Genomic DNA, 18,906 nt, shown 5'->3' on the forward strand with positions numbered 1-18,906 from the left:
ACCCCAAAGGAAAAGTCATGAAACATCTTTCGACTGTGGCTTCGGCCGCACTGATCTCGCTCGCCCTGGCGCAAGGTGCCGTGGCCCAGGACATGCCACCGCGCGCCATCGGTTCGCTCGACGTCGATGCGGCCACGACAGCGCCGCTGCAAGTAACGCGCAGCGTTCATCTCGACGCCGCCCCCGAAACGATCTTTGCTACGATTGCCGACAATGAGAACTGGGTAAGTTGGTTCGATAGCCTTGAGAGCGTCGAGGGGCAGGACGGCTCTCGCACCTTTACCTTTACCGGCGGTCAGGGGGCGCTGACCGAGAACATCGTCGCCTTCGACGAGCCGAGCGTGTTTGCCTGGTCGATCAGCGAGGGCAATCCGCTGGGACTCGAAAACCATCTTGGTGCGCTGCATGTGATGCCCGACGCGGAGGACGGCGAAGGCTCGGTCGTGAGCCTTTCGGTCTTCTACAACCATCCCGACCTTGCGGGGATCGCGCCGGTGACCGAAGGCGGCGGAGCGACGATCACTGATGCGCTGGTTTCCGTTCATGGTGGTTCGGTCACGCAAGAGGTCTTTGGCACCGACAAGATCACCATCCGCACGACTCGCGTGACCGATGCCAGCGTGGCTGAGCTTTGGGGCGTGATGGTCGATGGCTTCGGCGATGTGGCCCAGTGGTCCAGCGTGATCTCGGAGGCGACACTCTTCGGCGAGACGGGCACGTCGAATGACGGTCTGCTGGGCGTCGGGCGGAAGTGTTTCATTCCAGGCTTCGGTTCCGAGGTGGAAGAACGCGTGGTCGAGGTCAATCGTGAGGCGGGTCGATTTGCCTACGAGGTGCTGGCCGGTCTTCCGCCCTTTGCCTCCAACGGGCTCAGCCAGTGGGAGTTCGAGGACCTTGGGGATGGTACGACGCGTGTAACCTCGACCATCACGATGGATATCGCCGAGGGAACACCGGGCATGGCTCTGGGCATGACCAAGGCGCAGTTCGGCCAGTTGATGACCATGAGCATCGACGAGTTCGTGCACTTCGTCCGGACCGGCGAGCCGCATCCCCGCGAACTGGCAAGCCGTTCGTGACATGCGGGTCGTGACGCTCGCGGTGACGAGCCTTCTTGCGGCGCTTTCGGGCGCCGCAAGCCGTGCCGAGACGGTGGCGATCCCGGATGCAAGAGAGGCCGTCGTTCAGGTGATCTCGCGCGGGGAAGGGGCCGATCCTGCGCTCATCGTAGGCCTGCATGGATACGGGGCCAGCGAGCCGCAGATCGCGACGCTGCTGCCGGTCGAGCTCGATTTTCCGCATGTCTATGTTGCGGTTCGGGCGCCGCTCGCGCTGGAGGACGGTGGCTATGCCTGGTTCCGCTTTGCGGCGGAAGCGGGCGGGATCGTCATAGCACCAGGCGCGGTCGAGCGCGCGGTGGATGATCTCGCAACCCTGCTGCCGCGGATCGCGGAGGCCACTGGAGCAGCCTCGGACGATATCCATGTCGTCGGATACTCCCAAGGCGGAACGCTCGCCCTGGCGCTTGCGCTGGACCGACCCGAAGCTGTGGCCAGCGTGGCGGCCTTCGCGGGGGCACTGCCAAGTGACCTCGCCACACCACAAGCCACCGCGCCGCTGCCAGTTCTCGCAGCGCACGGGCGACTGGATCCCCTGATCTCCGAACAAGACATCGCGCTGACCCGGGCCATGCTTGCCGCGGCCGGGCGGCGGGTCACCCCGTTTGACGAGGGCGTGCCCCATGTCGTTGGAAACGCGGGCCGGCTGCGGCTGCAGATTTGGCTGGCAGACCGTCTGGCGGACTGAGCAAAACGCCACCCGTGAGGCGGGGCGCTCAACCCGCGGCCCAGCCCTCCACGGTCCGAACCGCCTCGCGCATAAACGAGTTCCCGCCCGAGGCGTCGCCCGCTGCCCGGTTGAGCACCATTGCCGCCATCACGGCGCCCTTGACGAACTCCGCTGCGGAGGCCGGATCGACATCATCCCGCACCGTTCCGGTCGCGCGGCCCCGGATCAACAACGCCGCGACTTCGTCCCTCAGCGTGTCGAAATGCCGGTCGGTCGCTTCGCGGAGTGGGCCGCTGTCGAGCGATACGTTCTCGATGGTAGTGTTGACCATAAGACAGCCCAGGTGCCTCAGCGTCTCGGGGTGCGGCGCGACCATGCCTTCGAGAACCTCGACGATGGCTTGAGGATCGTCACGCTTGCGAAGGACGTCATAGACATAGGTTTCGGTGTCGCCGGAATAGGACGAGAGCGCTTCAAGCATCAGCCCTTCTTTACCGCCGAATTCGGTGCGGATCGCAAAGCGCCCGAGGCCGGTCTCCTCCTCGATGGCGCGAATGCCAAGCCCCTGATAGCCGTGCTTCCAGAACAGATTGCGCACGCGCTCGACAACCTCTGCACGGTCATAACTTTTTGGACGCGCCATCAGAGACCCTCCACAATGTCTTTCAAGCCCATCGCAAGTCCAGTTCCTGCGACGCGATTGCCATGCGCCGGAAAAAGCTGCGTCGGCTGGTCCCGCTCGATCTGCGCGAGCGCCCAGGCCTTGTAGCGCGGCGGATCGCCAAGGCACATTGTGGCAAAGGCTCCCCGCGCCTTGGGCTCCGTGGCGGGCGCGTCGTCCGTGCCCGCCGGCCCCGCGAACGCGTCGCAGACGGCCCACGCGACGCCGTCCGCCGTTTCCGCGCGGAGCCAGACCTCCGGTGCCTTCAGACCCTCGGGAAAGAGAAACGCAGCACCATCGACGAGTGACGGCATCTTTGCTGATGGTCGAACACCCAGACGTTTCTCCAGCCGGTCGCAGGCACCCTCGGGTGCACAGAGCGATGCCTCTGGAAAAGCATCCATCCATGCCGCGATGCCGAGATGATGATAAGGCGACGGCGCGATGATGGCCGCGACCCCGCCGCGCGCACGGGCCGCGTCGACAGCCTCCGAATCGGGCGCAGGGACAGGCGAGTAAAGCGCCAGCGCGCCGTCGGCCAGACGCGCCGCCATCATCCGGGCAGCCCCTCGGCGCGCGGTGAAAAGGTTGGACGATCCGGGCACCAGGCTCAATGGATCAAGGGGTTTGACGGGCAAGGGCAACCTCTTTTGGATTCTGCGTTGACAATCATTTCACTTCATACGTAGTGTTATAGCACTTCACTTGTAGTGATACACAGACTTCACCCTTCCGACCAGAGGAAATCCATGAAACATCTTCTTCTTTCGACCGTGCTCTTGTTCGTGGCAGGGCAGCCCGCCTGGGCTGAAACCCCACGGGAAGCCCATCGCGCAACGCTCGAACGCGCGGACATTGGCGGGCACGGCATTGCCTATCTTGATCTCGGCGACCCTGCCGATCCTGCTGTCATGCTGCTGCACGGTATCCCGACTTCGTCCTACCTCTATCGGGACGTCGCCCCACAGATCGCCGCTGCGGGTTACCGTGTCATCGCGCCTGACCTTCTGGGCCACGGGGCGTCCGACAGGCCGGACGATATGGCCGCCTACGCGACCGACGCCCGCGCCGTGCGGATGTTCGCGCTGGCCGACATGCTCGGGATCGAGAACTTCGCGCTGGTCCTCCACGACGTTGGCGGCATGACCGGGTGGGCCATGGTCGGGCAGGCACCCGAACGGCTGTCAGCGGTCGTCGCGACCAACACGCTGGCCGGTCTCGATGGCGTCACGCCTGCGCCGCTCGTGATGCAGATGATGGCCGGTCAGGTCTCGCCCACGGACGCCTTCGCGGATCTCGATGACCCGGCTGCGGCGCGAGACATGGCGCAGATGTGGATGGATCAGGGCTATTCCGGCCCCGGCACCGCACCCGCCGAGGAGGTCGATGCCTATGGCGCGGATCTTGTGGGTGCAAGCACCGCCTACGCCGCATTTTTCGGCATGGCCGTCCCAGCTTTCATGCAGGGTGGTGAGGCGCTTACCACTGATCTTGCCGCCTATGACGGACCCACCGCCATCATCTTTGGCGAACAGGATGGCTTCTTTGCAGCCGACATCGTGATCGCCGATCTCGCGGCGAAACTCGGCACGAACGCTGGCGATATCACCCGCCTGCCGGAGACTGGACACTTCCTGCAAGCGCAGGCGCCTGCGGCTTACGTCGCCGCCCTCACTGACTTCCTGAACACTAATCTGGAGAACTAACCCATGGCAAAAGTCACCACCCGCCGCAAAATTGATGCCCCCGCGTCCGAGGTCTGGAAAAGCCTCGACGATTACGGCGGCATCGCGAAATGGAACGAAAACCTCGCCGCTTCGCGCATCCTGCCAGGCAGCGCGGAAACCGGCCTCGGCGCGAAGCGCCAGTGCGATCTCAACGCGGACGGCAGCCAATACCTGCGCGAAACCATCAACCAGTACGAGCCGGGGCGGAAACTCGGCCTCGTCATCGACGACACGACCATGCCGATGAAAGGCGCGACCTGCCTGTTCGAAGTGCGCGAGTTGGGCCCGAACCGGAGCGAGTTGATCTTCACCATGGACTTCAAGCCGCCCATGGGCCCAATCGGCATGCTGATGCTGCCGATGATGAAACCCATGCTGCGCGGCAAGATGGCCAAGGCGCTGGATGGCAACGCGCGTCACGTCGAAGGCGTGATGGCCTGATCGACCGAAATCTCAATACAGATAGGACTGAAAAAATGACCAAGACATCCGCCTCCGTGAGCCTTGCAACCCACATCGACGCACCGCTCGACGCCGTGCGCGCCGCCGTGCACGATCCGGCCTGGAGCAAATGGGTTCCGTTCCTGAAATCCGACACCTGCGAGGGGGACGCCGCCGGATCGGCGCGCGTTTGCGTCATGGCGCATCCCGACCCGCAGCTTGATGGCTACGAATTGCAGGAGACGATCACCGAGAACGACCGCGATGCGGGGCGCTTCGGCTACGCCATTGCCAACCCGCCGTTCCCGGTGGAGAACCTCGGCGGCACCGTCACCACGGAGCAGACCGACGACGGCGTGCTTGCGATCTGGACGGCACATTTCGACGCCGAGCCAGAAGTGCTGGAGGAGGTCCGGCCGATGATGCTGCACTCCTACCATGCGGCCTTTCAGGGCCTCGAGGCCCACGCGACGGTAGGGTGACTTGATCAGGGGCCAGCATCATCGCTGGCCTCAATCGAGGTCCTCTAGAGAACCTTGTTCCGGCAATCCAAGCAGCCCGATTGCCATACTCTCTATTGTAGACTGATTTCGCTAGAGGATTATCTGAGACTACTCCCCATCACCGCTTACTGGCCGCAAACCTCCCAAGACTTAGATGTCGGCTCGTGGCGCATTGCCGCTATTTGAGCAGAGCGCAGCATTCGGGAGGTATGGGCTCTTCGCCGACCTTAGCCGCGCGACGCATCAACGGCAGCGGGCAGCCCGAAGCAGACATCGACGTTGCGCCCACTAACCATCGGAAGTACTTTCCCAGATGAATAGACTAGCAAGGCCCAACACCCCGTGGAACTGAGGTAAAGTGAGCGTGACCGCCAATAGTGAAGTCGAGATTGAGTACTTGACGGATGATGACACTGAGACATCCAGTGTTGAATTCAATATCGTTGTGACATCAAGCGATTGGACGCTTGAGCTACTGGCTAACAAGTTTAAAAGTGGCGACATCATTATTCCCGACTACCAGAGAAAATATGTTTGGGACATCCGTAGAGCATCAACTCTGATAGAGAGTTTCGCAATCGGACTCCCTGTTCCTCAAGTCTTTTTCTATGAGAATAGCGATGGCCAGCTTGAAGTGATTGACGGACAGCAACGCATTACCTCCATAGCGTATTTCTTCGAAGGTTTCTTCGGCGAGGAAGATGCGAACGGAAATAGGAAAGTATTTAAGCTAAAGGGCCTCGAACAACGGAAAGACTTAGAAGGCAAGTCATTCAATGAACTTGACGAGCGAACAAAACGCAGGATCAAAAATGCCAGTTTACGTGGCGTAACTGTCAAACAACTGACCCCTGAGGAAGAACAACCAGAAAGTGTCTATCATATCTTTGAAAGACTGAATACCGGTGGGCAACCGCTCAATGCACAAGAGATACGGAACGCTGTGTATCGGGGAAAGCTACTAACCGAACTCGAACGACTGAATGGTGATGAAAACTGGCGAACCATATATGGCAAGCCCGACCCTGACCCTAAACAACGAGACGTTGAGCTAATCCTGAGACTTCTGGCGTTCTACAAAAACACGTCCAACTATGTGCCTCCGATGAAGGACTTCCTTTCCACGGAAATGTCTAAGAACAGGAACTATGCTTCCGATCGCGCCCAAGAATTTAGCGCGACTTTTTCGCGGGCTACAGAGGCCATAGTCGCCGTGCTGGACAAACCGTTTCGTCCACGGGGACTTCTGAACGCAGCTACTTTGGAAGCTGTAATGGTGTCATTGATGGAGCAAGGTCCAGATGCCGAGTTTACGAAGGACAAATACGATGAGCTCATTGGCAACCAAGAATTCAAGGATGTGATATTCTCGAACACTTCGAACATTGATAACGTGAAGTCGCGGAGTAGAATCGCGAACCAAATCCTGTTTGGACATGAGTGAACGTCTAGACGAGAGCTTTCTACATATTCGTAACTTGGCTCGCGACATTGACGAAAAACTGAGCGGCACGTCTAGTGCTGAGCAGCGGTTACGAAACGAAATTGCTGGCATGTTTGCCGTCACGATTGCCGCCTCATATGAGGGGATCGTGAAGGAGACTCTGGTGGAGTATGCAGGTAAATTTCACACCAAGTATCAAGCTCATGTTGAGAAGGATTTTGAAAGACTAAACGCGCGCATTTCCATAAACGATCTAAAGTCATATTCGCGTCGATTTGGTCTTGCTGAATGGACGGGCCACGGCGTCAAGAAAAACTCGACGACATTCCACAAAGTGTTGGCCGAAAAAGAGAAGGTGGTTGAGCGACGGTTTCGAACTGATCTTCAAAAAAGCTACGACAGCATCTTTATTTGGAGAAATTCATACGCTCATGAGCGTTCGACCACAGCGACTTTCAATGACGTATACAGGGCGCACAGAGTTGCTCAATACGTCGTTCGATCCTTTGTTACCGCATTTGAATTGGGGTGAAGTCTTGCAGTGGACATGAAACGCTGCTGAGTCCGCAAGGTACACAAAAGTTTGCAAATTTGCAATGTCCGCTTCCTGCGCTTTGCTGTCTTTTGAACAGGCTGCAACAAAGGCTCAGAACCCCTCCACACTACCTCGCCATCCCCTTGATCAATTCCGCCTGCCTTTGCCGTGACACCGGCATGTAGGACCCGACAGTTACCGCCATGCTGTCGTGGCCCATGTTCATCGACCACGCTTTGAATTGCTCCATGTCGTTGCACATCTCCTTGCCAAGCATGGCAAGCGTCGTGCGGAAGCTGTGGGGCGTGTATTCCGGCAACTGCACCATAGCAAAGGCGTTGCGGATGATGGCGTTGAGTTTGCTGCCGTTGCTGTAGGGATCGCGCGAAAGACCCAGATTGACAAAACCACCGCCCTCAGAAAAGCCTCTCTCAGGCTTGGGAAAGAGCGCGTCCTGGCCCCCGAACAGCTTTTCGTGGCGCAGATACTCAACCCATGCAGTGAAGCACGCCAGATAGGCCGGATCGACAGGGTAAAATGTCGTGTCGATGGTCTTCGAGAACTTGGTATTCACATCGCGCCCGTCTTGCAAAACCTTGCCGTGAAAGAGGTCAATGTGCTTCAGGCGCAGGGACGCAACGGCACCGACACGCGCGCCTGTGAGCATAAAGAAGGCAAAGAGCGCCTTATCGCGTTTCTCAAAATCGGACCCGTCCGGCATCGCCTGAAAGGCATGGTATGCTGCCTCAACGCTTGGGTATTCCTTGTCACGTTTAGCGTGGGCCGCGCGCGCCGCCTTCAGACTGTTTTTGAAGTATGCTGTGTCGCTGTAAGTGATCTTGGACTTGTAGCCTTGCTGCCCCGCCAGCCATTCAAAGAAGCCGCGCACCAATGCCAGGGTGGCGTCGATGGTGGACCCGCTCAAAGGGTTGCCGGTCCTGCCTTTGGCCTTCGCCAAATCAGTTTTGAACTTGGCGGGTTGCTCGATATGGAACCGCTTGAACGGCTTGAACCCGGTTGATTGTTCGAACTTCAACAGGGCCGACAACACCTTGTCTGTGGACTTTTCATCCAGCCCTTTTGCCTGCTCCAGATAATGCACGTAGGCCCGTTTCGCCCGCTCGTTTGCTTCGACTGTTTTCCGCATTGGGAAACTCCTTTTTGACCGCTCAAGTGATGTATTTTTCAGATGGGTTGCCCGTAGCCCTCGAAGTGATGGTTCACGTTAGGTTTGTGAGGTTCGACTAGGCTTGCGACCCACTGCGTCTATCAATGGCGAATACTTCGCTCAAAGCCGCCAAACTGGCCTCGGCACTGAACTTCTGACATGGGCGTTCGCAGGTCTCACAAAGCGCTTCGAGACGACCTCTTGTCTGGTTGATCGGCACATAGTCCACCATCATGCCAAATGGCTTTTTTGGCGCTCGGCATTTGAAGCAATAGAATTGATCTGCGGCCAATGTGATCGTGCGCTTTTGCTGTCGTTTCGCCACGAACTCGATCAACGCCTCGCCGAGAATGTAGTGGGGCCGACCTTGATCGAGAACCTTCAACCCTTCGCCTTTCCACGCCCGCACCGTTTGGACAGATAGACCCAAAATACAGGCGGCGTCCTCATAGGTATAATGCCGGTGTTTCTTGATCCCGCGCGTTGAGACGCGTTTACCCATCAGGCCGCCCCCTCTTTCGAGGGATCGACCCGGCTTGCCTCTGCCCATGTGTTGAGATCAGCGCCGCGATAGATGATCTTGCGGCCCAGCTTGTAGAACGCCGGACCCATGCCTTTGTGCCGCCATTGCGCCAGCTTGTCCCGGTCGCCGATGAGGTTGAGTTCCTCATCGCCAAGAACGTAGTTTCGGTTTTGCTCGAATAGGTTTGCCATGTGTAAGCCGCTTTTAGTGGTTTCGGATTATTAAGGGCTACTCTCAGCAAATTTCGCTTACACCTCTGAAATACGTACTAGCCTATGGTTTATTCAGCGCATGCATTTCCCATCGGGATTTACGTCTTGAGTCGGCCACTTAAGAAACGCGCGACTGTTGCAACATCGATCAATTCAGTCCCTTGCGGCTTATTTTTTGACCTTTTTCCAAGATATGATCGACGAATTTTAGAATCGTGCGGCATCCGTTCAACAGCGGACAATATCTGCCCTCCAATGGCTGACCAATTGCCGTACTTTCGTTGATCTTGTGCAAGGATTTCTTGAGCCATGACTTCGCAATGTGCTTTCCAATCCTCGCTTCGCTTAATCAGAGTTTCCGTCGCTTTTCCACTCTGGCCTCTAAGCCTTTCGACTTGCTCCTGTCGCTTCATCAGTTCGACACTATGGGTAATCTTCTGGCGCAATTGTTCCCATAAAACACCGATGAGAAACAAACTGCCCCCTTCACCACTTGCAGTGAACTCTCTCATTATTCTCGCAGCGTACCACGTTGGCCGGAACAATTGCCCGTTGTCGCAAAGGTATTTTTCAACCTCCTTAAAGATTGCATGTGTGTTCTTGATCGCTGGCTTTAGGTCATAGAATTCACCAAACTCATTTTGTGCCGACTGCTTTTCAGCGACCCATTTCCTGAGGTGCCGCTGCGGTTCTGGGACATCATCACGGCTATCGAATATCTCATCGAACTCGACTGAATTGCCGTCATTGCACCAATAGTCGGCCTCAAAACTGAAGAACCCGGCATAAATAAGCAGGTCAACACAAAAGCCTATTGTTTCTTCTTGATCGGCACGCAGGGCAAATGAAAATGCCATATCTGAGACAGTTTTCTCATCTCCAACAAGGAGATCATTGATTATGCTTTCGCCAAGAGAAACATCTTCTTCGAAAACTGCCCTTATCATTTGTTTTTCTGCGAGATAGATCGAGCGTCGTATCCCGCTCACTCCTTTGTCAGAAGGCGGTTCGCTTTCATCGTGACTCATGCTAGCTTGAGTACGTTGTGATCATTGGCGGCCACATATCCCGACCACCGCTCCATCAGCAGCCTGCGCTTGTCCAGTAGATCCGACCGCGCATAGGCCCGTTCCACGTCTGACCCAACCTGATGCGCCAAGCTCATTTCCGCCACTTCACGTGGTGCGTTTGCGACCTCTGAGGCCCAATCGCGGAAGGTAGAGCGGAAACCGTGGACCGTGACCCCCTCAACCTTCATTCGGCGCAAGAGCATGAGCATCGACATATTGGACAGCGGCTTGTGGCGTTTCTGGCCTTCGAACACGTACTCAGATTGCATCGCTTGCAGCGGCTCGATGATCGACAGCATTTCATCCGTCAGCGGCACGCGGTGATCCGCACCTGTTTTCATACGCACCGCCGGGCAGGTCCACACCCGCGCCTCCAGATCGACCTCGCCCCACTGCATACCCAAGACTTCACCCGTGCGCGATCCGGTCAAACACGTAAACATCAGCGCTTTAGCGGCCATCGCGTTGCGGGTTTTCAGATCAGCGTAGAACGCGGGCACGTCACGCCAGTGCATCGCCTTGTGGTGTTTGACCTTGGCTTTCACTTTAGGCAAGGCCTGCGCATCCTTGATCGCCGTGACGGGGTTTTCGCCAGACCGGAATCCTTTGGAGCGCGCCACATCCAGCACCGTCTTGATCCGCTGCGCCAGCCGTTTCGCAGTTTCGTGCTTTTCCGTCCAGATCGGGGCGAGACACATCATCACTTCGGGCTGGTCAACACTGTCAATCGGCATCCGGCCAATCTTGGGAAAGGCATAGTCGCGCAGTGTATTGATCCATTGTTGACCATGCTTGGCGTTTTTCCACGTGGGCAATCGGTCAATGTGGACCTGTTTGGCGAACTCTTCGAAGGTGGGAATGTCACGCGTGGCATTGAAACGCGGGTTCAGGCCGGTCTTGGCCATGCGCCGATATTCCAGCGCCCGCTCCCGCGCTTGGTTGATCGTAACGATATCCGCGCCCCCCAAACCAAAGTCCGTCCGCAGCGGCGCGCCCTTCTTGTTCTTCTGGCCCTTGACCACCACCCGCACGATCCAGCGCCGCGCACCAGACGGATCGACCACAAGGTAAAGGCCGTTCCCGTCGCCATGCCGCCCGGGGCCAAGGTTTTCCACCAGCTTCTTTGTCAGCTTGCCGGACAGGGCCATTCCTAAAATACCACATTCTCTACCACTCAAGGAAAGAATAAAGACACCATCGAAAGAAACTCAAGGAAATGATGAAACAGCGCAACCGCTTATCAAACAAAGAAAAAAGCCGCCCAAGGTAGCTCATTCAAATTCAGAAAAATGTGGTAGTGGCGGAGAGACAGGGATTCGAACCCTGGGTGGGCTTGCACCCACAACGGTTTTCGAGACCGCCCCGTTCGACCACTCCGGCACCTCTCCGCGTTTGATTTCATTACGCTTTTCCTTTTTGGCCTGCAAGGCCCTTCGTCGGTTTTAAAACCGGTTTTAAGGTTTCACGTTCTGGTCTGTTTTTGTTCCGTTCTTTTTGTGCGCGCTTGGCCTCAGCTTTTCGCATCTCAGCGCCAGCGTACTTTTGGAACATTGCTTCTGTCAGGTACCCTGTCACTGACATCCTTCTATTTTTCTGAGATTTCACACCCCAAGAGGCGACACAAAATGGCCGCTAGCTCCGGGTCCTGCGGAACAAAAATCCGGTCAGTTTCTCCGATCTGATCGAACGCCACGAGCTGGACATTTTTCGCTTCCATGAAGCGACGGCCTCTGGCGGCGCGCTCGCGCTTTTCTTTGATCTCTGCGGCTCGCTCCAGTATCTCATCGTCAGTCATGCTCGATCCTTTTCGATAAAATAGATCGTGTAATAATTACCTAACTATTACACTTACCGAAGTCAAGCAAATGAGCAAATAGTTCTTGTAATAATTATTTTCGCCTGCCATGTAAGATTTCATGCAAGAGCAGAAAGAATTCACAGGGGCGAAGTACGGTTACGTCAGGGTCTCGACAGAAGAGCAGACCGATCAGATGCAGCGAGATGCTTTGATTGAGTACGGCGTTTCGCCCGGCATGATCTTCGGCGACAAGATGACAGGTGCGCATATGCAGCGGCCTGGCTTGTTGGGTGTGTTGAACCTGTGTCGGCCAGGGGACATGCTGGTTGTCTGGAAACTCGATAGGCTAGGGCGCACGGTTAAGGGTGTTCTTGAGGTGATAGAAAACCTCAACGAAAAGAACATCGAGTTGAAATCGATCACTGAGGAAATCAACACCACCACACCCATGGGCCGCATGATCATGACGATACTGTTGGCGCTGGCCCAGATGGAGCGTGAGTTGATTTCGGAGCGTACCGCAGCGGGAATTGCCTCTAAGCAAGCGACTGGATGGAAGCCGGGACCAAAGCATCGGATACGCGATTACCCGAAGCGTTTGGCCAAGTTCACTGAATTGCTGATGGACGATAAGCTCAAGGATATGACGGCTGCTGAAATCATCCAGACGATGAACGACGCAGATCCAAAAGCACCAAAGATCAACGCGCCGCAGATGTACTACAATTGGAAGCGTGAAGGGTTTCCCGGCCTTGAGCTGAGCGATCCGCCGCTTGAAGGTGACGATGAATAGGGGATGAAGTGCGAGATTTATTTGAGCATGCCAGTGCAGGAGGTAACGAGTAATCAATGCGAGCGATGGAAAGACTGACCTTACCTAGGTTGGCTGGTCTTGATGACCTTTTTACTCTGTTTCGAGAGAAGTCATCTTCAAGGGACATGCTGTTTCGTGGGCAGTCTGATGCGGATTGGGAACTTGTTCCAAGCCTTTACCGTCAAGGTATTGGGGGAATCAACGTAGGGCGTGGGCCGCGGCACAACGAAAGAGCTTACGATGCCGTAGAGAAGAGAATCTCCAATCGGTTCTTCTCGGAGGGATATCCGTTTCTCACTACAATCGAGCGTTCGACTCGCAACGACTTAGCGATAATGCAGCACTTCGGCTGTCCAACTAGGCTGTTGGATTGGTCACGGGATCCGCTGGTCGCGCTTTATTTCGCGCTGTATTCTTCTAAAGAAAATACTGATGCTGCGCTTTATTTAATCTCACCTACTGGTCAAATTGGCACAACAATTGATGGACCGTATCCGGCGGGATTGCCTCACAGGGGTAGGTTGATGATGATTGCGCCATCTACAATTGATAGGCGCGTAATCGCGCAAAAGTCGATGTTTACTATCCAGTCGTTTGGAGAGAACGAACTGGAATTCACGCCTCTTGATCGTCGGGAGATCTTAAGGGAGACACCGGTTAATCCCACTGACCCTCATGAGCAAACTACCGCTTTTGTCAAATTCATAATTCCCAACGGGCGAAAGTGGTATCTTATGGATCGACTGCTCAGCATGGGAGTAAACCATGCGACACTGTTTCCCGGTCTTGAAGGGATCGGTTCCTCGATAGCCCACGCGGTGCGTCATAGGCATCTCGTTTGAGAATCGATCAACCGAGAGATCTTTGGAACGATGGATGAGAGAATAGGAGCCAATGTCTGCTGTGAGCCCGAACCTCGCGTATGCTGCGCGTCGCACGAACGTCCGCCTTGTCAAACCGAATTCCTTACCAGAATCGGCAATGCTGCAATCTACATCACTCTTCCAAATAGAGGTTATTGCGCTATGGTTTTACCTTAGTGACAGCCCACATTCTGCGACTACAGATTTCGATGAGTGGATTTGAAAATGGATTACGCCAGTACATATGGTTTGTTGGGGATCCCGGATGGAGTCGCAACCGCTTTCGTTCTGATTTCGTTGAGCCTCTTGCTAACGCCTTGGTTTGGAGGCCTTGAGATTGGTCCGCTCAAAGTGCCAAAGCCAAGAGAACACCAAGCTCTACTACTGAAGCGTTCTACCCCTATTGTCTTTCTGATTACTCTGGCACTTTTTTATCCTGTTTGGCCAAAGGATGACGGAACAAAATCGGCAGATACTCTCAACGAATTAGCATTGCGTTGGTTGGAGGAAGAACTAGGGCGGACCAGTTGGAATGGAGGAGAGCAATGGGGTGAGGTCGTATTTGAAGACTCTGGCCGAGCGGCGCGATACTCTAATGCGCCGGGCCGTTCGAAGGGTTCCATCAGAATTATTGGCGGCGATTTCAGCGGGTCTGGATTCATCGTCTTCTCAGGGGCTTGGTTCCAAGACGATGGTCGTGAGGGTGAACTGGAGCTGATCCCAGGTTACGAAAACGAAATCCAAGTCCGCTGGGGACCCGAGAATAAGATATTTTCTGAATGGGTGAAACTAAATTTGGAAGGACCATTGACAGATGATCCGGAATTGCCGGTTCTTCGGTGGGCAGCACTTGAGCAAAGTGCGTCCTCCTTTGGGCCGATATTTGTTGACTCGCTAAAGGTGCAAGCGGCCGGTACGGGCGGACGAACCGTGCAGAGAGTTGTCGAATTAGATGCAGGGAGTGGCCGCGCATTCCTCCCAGGCAGCATCGACTTCGAAGAATTTTCGAGAAGCGGAGGTGGGCGAATAGAAGCACGCTTCCTAGAAGACAGGTTCCAGTATATAGAATTGAACGTGGAGATTGATGGAGATACCAAAATCGTCCGTTTGCCCCAGAAAATTTACATATCTCTGTATGCAGAGACTGGTTCAGGAGCAGGAAATTTCAATAGAGGCGCATGGATAAATGGAAACGTCACGGCTCGCATTGTAGAGGTCCCGAGTTAGTAGGACAGGTTCCCAATCGTTCACCGGAAAAGCAGACACTGATTTCGCTTCTTTGAATGTCCGCTTCGTCCGCCTTGCCGACATCGGAAGATGAAATATTAGGAGGCCTTCGCATTGGACGGATTTTTCTTGATCGGGTATTTGCTTGCGCTGGCCATTGCGATTTGGCTCTACTTTGTTGTCCCCGCCCAGATGGCACAGGCACGTAACCGAAGCCGGTTGATCTGGGTTTTGATCAGTCTTGTCGGATCGCCGTTGCTGGCAATACTCTTGCTTTATGCGCTTGGTGAGGCACGTGAAAACGGCCTAGACCAGTCGTTGAAATATTAGGAGCCAAAGGTCGCCTCCAAGTCCGAGTTTGTCAGTGCTGGCCCTTCACGGTACGGCAGCTAAGCGCAGAAACCGGACCTTGCAAAGTCCGGACCGTTTCCCGAAAGCGGATTTTCGAAGGTGCATTTAGCGAGTTTCTGCACGGAGCTCCTAGCGGAGTTGAATTCAAAAATATGTTTCAATTGGGACCGAAGGAGGGCACTGTGAATGAGTTTCGAACGAGAGAGTTTTACGGTCATGAAAAGCAAGGTTTTGAGTTCAGTTTTGGTATGTGTTGCGTCTCCTTTGTTCTGCGAGACATACGTTGTAACAAGCGCGCCTAGCTCGGTGATAGTGTATACTGAAGGCGCCAAGGTGACTCGCAATTTGACCGTTGAGTTGCCCGTTGGACGGCACGATGTTATTCTTCCAGACTTGCCGCCCGAATTGGAGTATCAAATTCCGCAAGTCACCGTGACCAACGCAGTCTTGGGACCGGTGTCGGTACGGAAAGATGCATTGCCCCCTCTCTCTGAAGAGGAAACAGACGACGTTGTAACGGCGCGCGAGCAATTGATGGTTGCCCAGAAGAGCTTGGCCGATCACGAGGACCAAGAAGCGCGCGTAATGTCAGCGGCGGAAGCCGCCAAATTGCAGATAGAGTTTCTCAAAGCGCTGGCTAGGAATGAAGGTTTATCATCGGACGCCGGCGACTTGAATGAAGTTGCAGTTATGGTCGGAGAACAAACCCAGAGCGCACGGCTACAGATACTAGATGCGGAAAAAACCGTCCGCGGCATGCGAGAGACACGAGAAAGCCTGGAACAAGCACTCGAAGAGGCGGAGGAAGCTCTAGCAGCCTTGCTGACATCGGACGAGGATCGTTTTCAAGCGGCCATCACTTTGTCGACGGACACAGCTGCAACTGCAGAACTCTCCGTTTCTTATTTCGTTTCCGCCAGCTGGGAGCCGCTCTACGATGTGACCCTTTCGACGGCAAAAACAGCACAGATTGGCATTCGGCGAGGAGCCGCTATAGAGCAGTCCAGTGGAGAGGATTGGAACGATGTAGAAGTACGCTTGTCTACACTGACGGTGTCGGAAAAACTGAAACCCTCTTCGGTTTTTCCACGAAAGCTTGTGGCGGTGGATCCCGCACCACCTTTGCAGTCACTTGACCGCGGCTCAGTGCAGTTAGCAGAGCCGATTGTCGAGGCACCTGTTATCGTAGAAGAAGCTGCAGCTGCAACCTATGATGGACCAGGAGTTACCTACGATGTGCCTGCACGCATCACGGTTGCAAACGATGTGGACGCGGCTCGGATCGCTCTGGATACGATCACATTGCCTGCGGTCGTGTTCGCGAGAGCGGTCCCACTCAGAGACGAAACGGCGTACCTGATGGCGCGATTCAAGAACACGACCGACGAGCCTTTCCTTTCGTCAAACGAGACCCTATTTTCAGTGGAAAATCAATTCGTTGGGCTGTCTGACATGCCTGAGATCCTTGCCGGTGATGAAGGTATCCTCGCTTTCGGGCCAATAGAAGACCTTAGACTGGATCTGAAGGTTCTCGACCGAAGCGACGGCGACAGTGGCATTCTAAATCGCTCCAATGTTCGAGACGAAGAAACCCTGATCACTGTGAAGAATCTGGGCGACCAGTCTTATTCTTTGGAACTGATTGGCCAGGTTCCTTACAGCGAACAAGAAGAGCTTCAGATTACATTCACAGCTGATCCCGAACCATCGGAAGAGAACTACGATTTCATGAGAGGTGTCCTGAAGTGGGACCTCGAAGTTAGACCGAATGAAGAGATAGTCGTTTCAGTGAGCCAAAGCATTCGCTGGCCTGAAGATAAGTCACTTGAGTAGGAATTGAATTCCGATTTCTGGGGACCCGACACTTCGGAATTGACCGTAGAGCACTCGTGCGCAATCTTTAGGTCGTTGCTCCGAAGCGAATGGCGGCAAAGTTCGCTTACGTAGTATCGGGGCTACAAATCCAATGACCGCTTTGGGCTGCCGCGGTTCAACTGACTAAAACTCTCGGATGACGCCTATAGCCCGGCAGCTAGGAGGAGCGCCCAGACCTTTGCAAAGTCAGGTGCAAGGCTCTAATGACCTTAGAAACCATCTTCGTAATATGAGGCGTGCCCCCTACTAATTTAGGTCTGAGGAGTGATTGGCTATGGAGATTTCTACGGAGCTTGTGACGAAGTTGGTGGTACTCGCAACCGCGTTGGTTGGACTCTACAAAGTTGCTGGCGCGGACGTGCATGACCCAATGGGCGAACGCATCCGCGAGGCAATTGGTATCGTCATTGTTCCTGCCGCCATGCTGGTGCTGCTTTGGCTGTTTACGAGCGTGCTACCCTCGATCACAATTTACGAACCGACTCCGATCAATCACGAGGCGGACGATGCCGAGCAGATGCTCGCCATCACTGAGCGGTTCTGGAAACAGGACATGCGGCAGGATGCCCTTAGGTTGACGATAGAGCATGCTCTCGCAACAGGCCGCTATGACATAGCTGTGAAAGCTGCCGCGGACCTGAACCCAACTGGTCCGGCCGATGATGTGCGGATGAGAGCCGTAAAAGCGCTCGCGGAGAAGCAAAAACACTCGCTGCCGTAAGAGTAGCGTATGATGCGGAACAGAAGGTGGGGTCAACGCCGCGCTTCCAATCTAATTAGCCTTAAGAACGTCAAGAGACGAAGCGGACTTTACATTGAGTACACTTAATCGCCGTAAAGTCCTGCGATACTGTCATCGACCGCTCAAAACGAAGGTCCGCTTTGGGCTGCGAGCCGTCACTAGGATATGAAAGAATCGGAGCCGTTTCAAACCAGTTTTTCAATCGGTTCGATAAGCTCCGGGCCATCGTCATCACGGCCAATATTATTGACTTCGTGGTACTTGAAACGCCCCTCCCATCCCATACCAAGTGAATTTTTGGCGACGGTTGTGGTGATTTCGCCTCTGATCCAGCCGTTCAGTTCGTCCTGCGTCATCAGCACAGTCATTCGGTTATGAATGTGAGCGATCTGCTCGGATGGCTCTCGCGTCAGAAGGGTGCAGGTTTTCGTTCCGTCTGGCAATGTCGAGTGCAGCCCTGCGAAGAAGAGCACCGGTGCGTTTGTTTGGATGGTGATGTAGTTTGGTCGCCGGTCGTTCTTCGGACCCGTCCACTCATAGTATCCGATTGCTAGAATAGCGCATCGCGCATGATTCCAAGCCGTTTTGAATGTGGGTTTGTCGGCAGCGGTCTCAATGCGAGCGTTGAATGTGGTCTGTTTTCAATCTTTCACATCGTGCTTGAACCAATGTGGCACAAACCACCGGCGGGCGGTGGTGAGAAGGTACCCTTCGTCTTTCTGACGGATCATGCTAACCGATTGTGTTGGCTTGATGTTCCACCCGGTGGCCGGTTGGCGCGCGTTGTCGTCAAGCGAAGCCTTCTCGTAGAGGAAGTCCTCGATGATCTCTAGCATCTGGGCTTGCGTTAGGTTCCCACCGACTAATCTTCCACACATGTTGGAAGCTTAGGAGGCGATCCTGAGGCAGACAATAGATGATTTATTGTGCTGAATCGTAGAGCGTGGGTGGGCTGTTGGTTCGGTGTCGAGAATGGGTTGCTTTGATGGTTTTTAATAACTGCCTTGGTTCTGGTGAAAAGCGGGGTTTCAAGGATTCCCGAAATGTTCTCTATTCATTCCAATTGCGTTTTAATCCTACATCATTGAATTAAAGCGCAATATTGCGGTTTTCGAGACCGCCCCGTTCGACCACTCCGGCACCTCTCCGCGGGGGTCTGGTGGA

22 protein-coding genes, 2 tRNA genes and 1 pseudogene are annotated in these 18,906 nt (G+C 55.0%); 13 read left to right on the top strand and 12 right to left on the bottom strand.

Annotated features, from left to right (window positions below):
• The first annotated feature begins 17 nt into the window (after nucleotides 1-17).
• Both Q1A63_RS22195 and Q1A63_RS22200 read left to right on the top strand, forming a co-directional pair.
• A complete protein-coding gene (locus Q1A63_RS22195; RefSeq protein ID WP_298975118.1) occupies nucleotides 18-1,079 on the top strand; it encodes an SRPBCC family protein in 1,062 nt (353 codons plus the stop codon).
• 1 nt (nucleotide 1,080) lies between these two features.
• Nucleotides 1,081-1,806, top strand: coding sequence for an alpha/beta fold hydrolase (locus tag Q1A63_RS22200; protein WP_299632495.1), 726 nt, complete (start codon nucleotides 1,081-1,083; stop codon nucleotides 1,804-1,806).
• Nucleotides 1,807-1,834: 28 nt separating this feature from the next.
• On the opposite strand, the gene Q1A63_RS22205 is transcribed toward Q1A63_RS22200, so the two are convergent.
• Together Q1A63_RS22205 and Q1A63_RS22210 are read right to left on the bottom strand one after the other, a co-directional pair.
• Entirely contained in the window at nucleotides 1,835-2,431 is a 597-nt protein-coding gene (locus tag Q1A63_RS22205; RefSeq protein WP_298975115.1) for a TetR/AcrR family transcriptional regulator, read from the bottom strand.
• Nucleotides 2,431-3,087: a hypothetical protein gene (locus tag Q1A63_RS22210; protein ID WP_298975113.1), complete on the bottom strand. Its 657-nt coding sequence runs from the start codon at nucleotides 3,085-3,087 to the stop codon at nucleotides 2,431-2,433. Before Q1A63_RS22210 ends, Q1A63_RS22205 begins: the two co-directional genes overlap by 1 nt.
• A 111-nt stretch (nucleotides 3,088-3,198) precedes the next feature.
• Between Q1A63_RS22210 and Q1A63_RS22215 the strand changes: the two genes are divergently transcribed.
• From Q1A63_RS22215 to Q1A63_RS22235, 5 genes are all read left to right on the top strand, one after another.
• A complete protein-coding gene (locus Q1A63_RS22215) occupies nucleotides 3,199-4,155 on the top strand; it encodes an alpha/beta fold hydrolase (RefSeq protein WP_298975111.1) in 957 nt (318 codons plus the stop codon).
• Nucleotides 4,156-4,158: 3 nt separating this feature from the next.
• Nucleotides 4,159-4,617, top strand: coding sequence for an SRPBCC family protein (locus Q1A63_RS22220; RefSeq protein ID WP_298975109.1), 459 nt, complete (start codon nucleotides 4,159-4,161; stop codon nucleotides 4,615-4,617).
• 35 nt (nucleotides 4,618-4,652) lie between these two features.
• A complete protein-coding gene (locus Q1A63_RS22225; RefSeq protein ID WP_298975107.1) occupies nucleotides 4,653-5,099 on the top strand; it encodes an SRPBCC family protein in 447 nt (148 codons plus the stop codon).
• Between the two features lie 379 nt (nucleotides 5,100-5,478).
• Nucleotides 5,479-6,564: a DUF262 domain-containing protein gene (locus Q1A63_RS22230; RefSeq protein ID WP_298975083.1), complete on the top strand. Its 1,086-nt coding sequence runs from the start codon at nucleotides 5,479-5,481 to the stop codon at nucleotides 6,562-6,564.
• On the top strand, nucleotides 6,557-7,096 hold the full coding sequence (locus Q1A63_RS22235; RefSeq protein ID WP_298975081.1) for a HEPN domain-containing protein: 540 nt from the start codon (nucleotides 6,557-6,559) through the stop codon (nucleotides 7,094-7,096). The genes Q1A63_RS22230 and Q1A63_RS22235 overlap by 8 nt, the downstream gene beginning before the upstream one ends.
• Before the next feature lie 130 nt (nucleotides 7,097-7,226).
• Here Q1A63_RS22235 and Q1A63_RS22240 read toward each other — a convergent pair whose 3' ends face one another.
• From Q1A63_RS22240 to Q1A63_RS22275, 8 genes are all read right to left on the bottom strand, one after another.
• Nucleotides 7,227-8,246, bottom strand: a complete 1,020-nt coding sequence (locus Q1A63_RS22240; protein WP_298975080.1) for a site-specific integrase — start codon at nucleotides 8,244-8,246, stop codon at nucleotides 7,227-7,229.
• Between the two features lie 97 nt (nucleotides 8,247-8,343).
• Complete coding sequence (locus Q1A63_RS22245; RefSeq protein ID WP_298975078.1) at nucleotides 8,344-8,769, bottom strand: helix-turn-helix domain-containing protein; 426 nt, start codon at nucleotides 8,767-8,769, stop codon at nucleotides 8,344-8,346.
• Nucleotides 8,769-8,981 carry a MerR family transcriptional regulator gene (locus Q1A63_RS22250; RefSeq protein ID WP_298975076.1) on the bottom strand — a complete coding sequence of 71 codons (213 nt, stop codon included), beginning with the start codon at nucleotides 8,979-8,981 and terminating at the stop codon, nucleotides 8,769-8,771. Before Q1A63_RS22250 ends, Q1A63_RS22245 begins: the two co-directional genes overlap by 1 nt.
• 119 nt (nucleotides 8,982-9,100) lie before the next feature.
• Entirely contained in the window at nucleotides 9,101-10,030 is a 930-nt protein-coding gene (locus tag Q1A63_RS22255) for a hypothetical protein (RefSeq protein WP_299632496.1), read from the bottom strand.
• On the bottom strand, nucleotides 10,027-11,220 hold the full coding sequence (locus tag Q1A63_RS22260; RefSeq protein ID WP_299632497.1) for a site-specific integrase: 1,194 nt from the start codon (nucleotides 11,218-11,220) through the stop codon (nucleotides 10,027-10,029). Before Q1A63_RS22260 ends, Q1A63_RS22255 begins: the two co-directional genes overlap by 4 nt.
• 150 nt (nucleotides 11,221-11,370) lie before the next feature.
• A tRNA-Ser gene (locus Q1A63_RS22265) sits at nucleotides 11,371-11,460 on the bottom strand.
• Between the two features lie 13 nt (nucleotides 11,461-11,473).
• Nucleotides 11,474-11,647 (bottom strand): hypothetical protein, encoded by a 174-nt coding sequence (locus Q1A63_RS22270; protein WP_298975071.1) that lies wholly within the window; start codon nucleotides 11,645-11,647, stop codon nucleotides 11,474-11,476.
• A 10-nt stretch (nucleotides 11,648-11,657) separates the two neighbouring features.
• Nucleotides 11,658-11,867, bottom strand: a complete 210-nt coding sequence (locus Q1A63_RS22275) for a hypothetical protein (RefSeq protein WP_298975070.1) — start codon at nucleotides 11,865-11,867, stop codon at nucleotides 11,658-11,660.
• Nucleotides 11,868-11,988: 121 nt separating this feature from the next.
• On the opposite strand from Q1A63_RS22275, the gene Q1A63_RS22280 reads away from it, so the two are divergent.
• From Q1A63_RS22280 to Q1A63_RS22305, 6 genes are all read left to right on the top strand, one after another.
• Entirely contained in the window at nucleotides 11,989-12,663 is a 675-nt protein-coding gene (locus Q1A63_RS22280) for a recombinase family protein (RefSeq protein ID WP_298975069.1), read from the top strand.
• Between the two features lie 56 nt (nucleotides 12,664-12,719).
• Nucleotides 12,720-13,526: an FRG domain-containing protein gene (locus tag Q1A63_RS22285; protein ID WP_298975068.1), complete on the top strand. Its 807-nt coding sequence runs from the start codon at nucleotides 12,720-12,722 to the stop codon at nucleotides 13,524-13,526.
• Nucleotides 13,527-13,772: 246 nt separating this feature from the next.
• Nucleotides 13,773-14,774: a hypothetical protein gene (locus tag Q1A63_RS22290; RefSeq protein ID WP_299632498.1), complete on the top strand. Its 1,002-nt coding sequence runs from the start codon at nucleotides 13,773-13,775 to the stop codon at nucleotides 14,772-14,774.
• Between the two features lie 114 nt (nucleotides 14,775-14,888).
• Entirely contained in the window at nucleotides 14,889-15,104 is a 216-nt protein-coding gene (locus Q1A63_RS22295; RefSeq protein WP_298975039.1) for a hypothetical protein, read from the top strand.
• Nucleotides 15,105-15,311: 207 nt separating this feature from the next.
• Nucleotides 15,312-16,958 (top strand): DUF4139 domain-containing protein, encoded by a 1,647-nt coding sequence (locus Q1A63_RS22300; protein WP_298975038.1) that lies wholly within the window; start codon nucleotides 15,312-15,314, stop codon nucleotides 16,956-16,958.
• 316 nt (nucleotides 16,959-17,274) lie between these two features.
• A complete protein-coding gene (locus tag Q1A63_RS22305) occupies nucleotides 17,275-17,721 on the top strand; it encodes a hypothetical protein (RefSeq protein ID WP_298975085.1) in 447 nt (148 codons plus the stop codon).
• A 206-nt stretch (nucleotides 17,722-17,927) separates the two neighbouring features.
• On the opposite strand, the pseudogene Q1A63_RS25700 reads toward Q1A63_RS22305, so the two are convergent.
• A pseudogene (locus tag Q1A63_RS25700) lies at nucleotides 17,928-18,620 on the bottom strand (SOS response-associated peptidase).
• 133 nt (nucleotides 18,621-18,753) lie between these two features.
• Nucleotides 18,754-18,890 (bottom strand) — tRNA-Ser (locus Q1A63_RS22320).
• Nucleotides 18,891-18,906: the final 16 nt, after the last annotated feature.

It is taken from the genome of uncultured Roseobacter sp. (assembly GCF_947499265.1).
Taxonomy (GTDB): Bacteria; Pseudomonadota; Alphaproteobacteria; order Rhodobacterales; family Rhodobacteraceae; genus Roseobacter.

Excerpts from the sequence above, each read along its gene's own strand:
- Q1A63_RS22195 (WP_298975118.1), top strand. The coding sequence starts at position 18 with ATGAAACATCTTTCGACTGTGGCTTCGGCCGCACTGATCTCGCTCGCC.
- Q1A63_RS22200 (WP_299632495.1), top strand. The coding sequence starts at position 1,081 with ATGCGGGTCGTGACGCTCGCGGTGACGAGCCTTCTTGCGGCGCTTTCG.
- Q1A63_RS22205 (WP_298975115.1), bottom strand. The coding sequence starts at position 2,431 with ATGGCGCGTCCAAAAAGTTATGACCGTGCAGAGGTTGTCGAGCGCGTG.
- Q1A63_RS22215 (WP_298975111.1), top strand. The coding sequence starts at position 3,199 with ATGAAACATCTTCTTCTTTCGACCGTGCTCTTGTTCGTGGCAGGGCAG.
- Q1A63_RS22220 (WP_298975109.1), top strand. The coding sequence starts at position 4,159 with ATGGCAAAAGTCACCACCCGCCGCAAAATTGATGCCCCCGCGTCCGAG.
- Q1A63_RS22225 (WP_298975107.1), top strand. The coding sequence starts at position 4,653 with ATGACCAAGACATCCGCCTCCGTGAGCCTTGCAACCCACATCGACGCA.
- Q1A63_RS22235 (WP_298975081.1), top strand. The coding sequence starts at position 6,557 with ATGAGTGAACGTCTAGACGAGAGCTTTCTACATATTCGTAACTTGGCT.
- Q1A63_RS22240 (WP_298975080.1), bottom strand. The coding sequence starts at position 8,246 with ATGCGGAAAACAGTCGAAGCAAACGAGCGGGCGAAACGGGCCTACGTG.
- Q1A63_RS22245 (WP_298975078.1), bottom strand. The coding sequence starts at position 8,769 with ATGGGTAAACGCGTCTCAACGCGCGGGATCAAGAAACACCGGCATTAT.
- Q1A63_RS22250 (WP_298975076.1), bottom strand. The coding sequence starts at position 8,981 with ATGGCAAACCTATTCGAGCAAAACCGAAACTACGTTCTTGGCGATGAG.
- Q1A63_RS22255 (WP_299632496.1), bottom strand. The coding sequence starts at position 10,030 with ATGAGTCACGATGAAAGCGAACCGCCTTCTGACAAAGGAGTGAGCGGG.
- Q1A63_RS22260 (WP_299632497.1), bottom strand. The coding sequence starts at position 11,220 with ATGGCCCTGTCCGGCAAGCTGACAAAGAAGCTGGTGGAAAACCTTGGC.
- Q1A63_RS22275 (WP_298975070.1), bottom strand. The coding sequence starts at position 11,867 with ATGACTGACGATGAGATACTGGAGCGAGCCGCAGAGATCAAAGAAAAG.
- Q1A63_RS22280 (WP_298975069.1), top strand. The coding sequence starts at position 11,989 with ATGCAAGAGCAGAAAGAATTCACAGGGGCGAAGTACGGTTACGTCAGG.
- Q1A63_RS22285 (WP_298975068.1), top strand. The coding sequence starts at position 12,720 with ATGCGAGCGATGGAAAGACTGACCTTACCTAGGTTGGCTGGTCTTGAT.
- Q1A63_RS22290 (WP_299632498.1), top strand. The coding sequence starts at position 13,773 with ATGGATTACGCCAGTACATATGGTTTGTTGGGGATCCCGGATGGAGTC.
- Q1A63_RS22300 (WP_298975038.1), top strand. The coding sequence starts at position 15,312 with ATGAGTTTCGAACGAGAGAGTTTTACGGTCATGAAAAGCAAGGTTTTG.
- Q1A63_RS22305 (WP_298975085.1), top strand. The coding sequence starts at position 17,275 with ATGGAGATTTCTACGGAGCTTGTGACGAAGTTGGTGGTACTCGCAACC.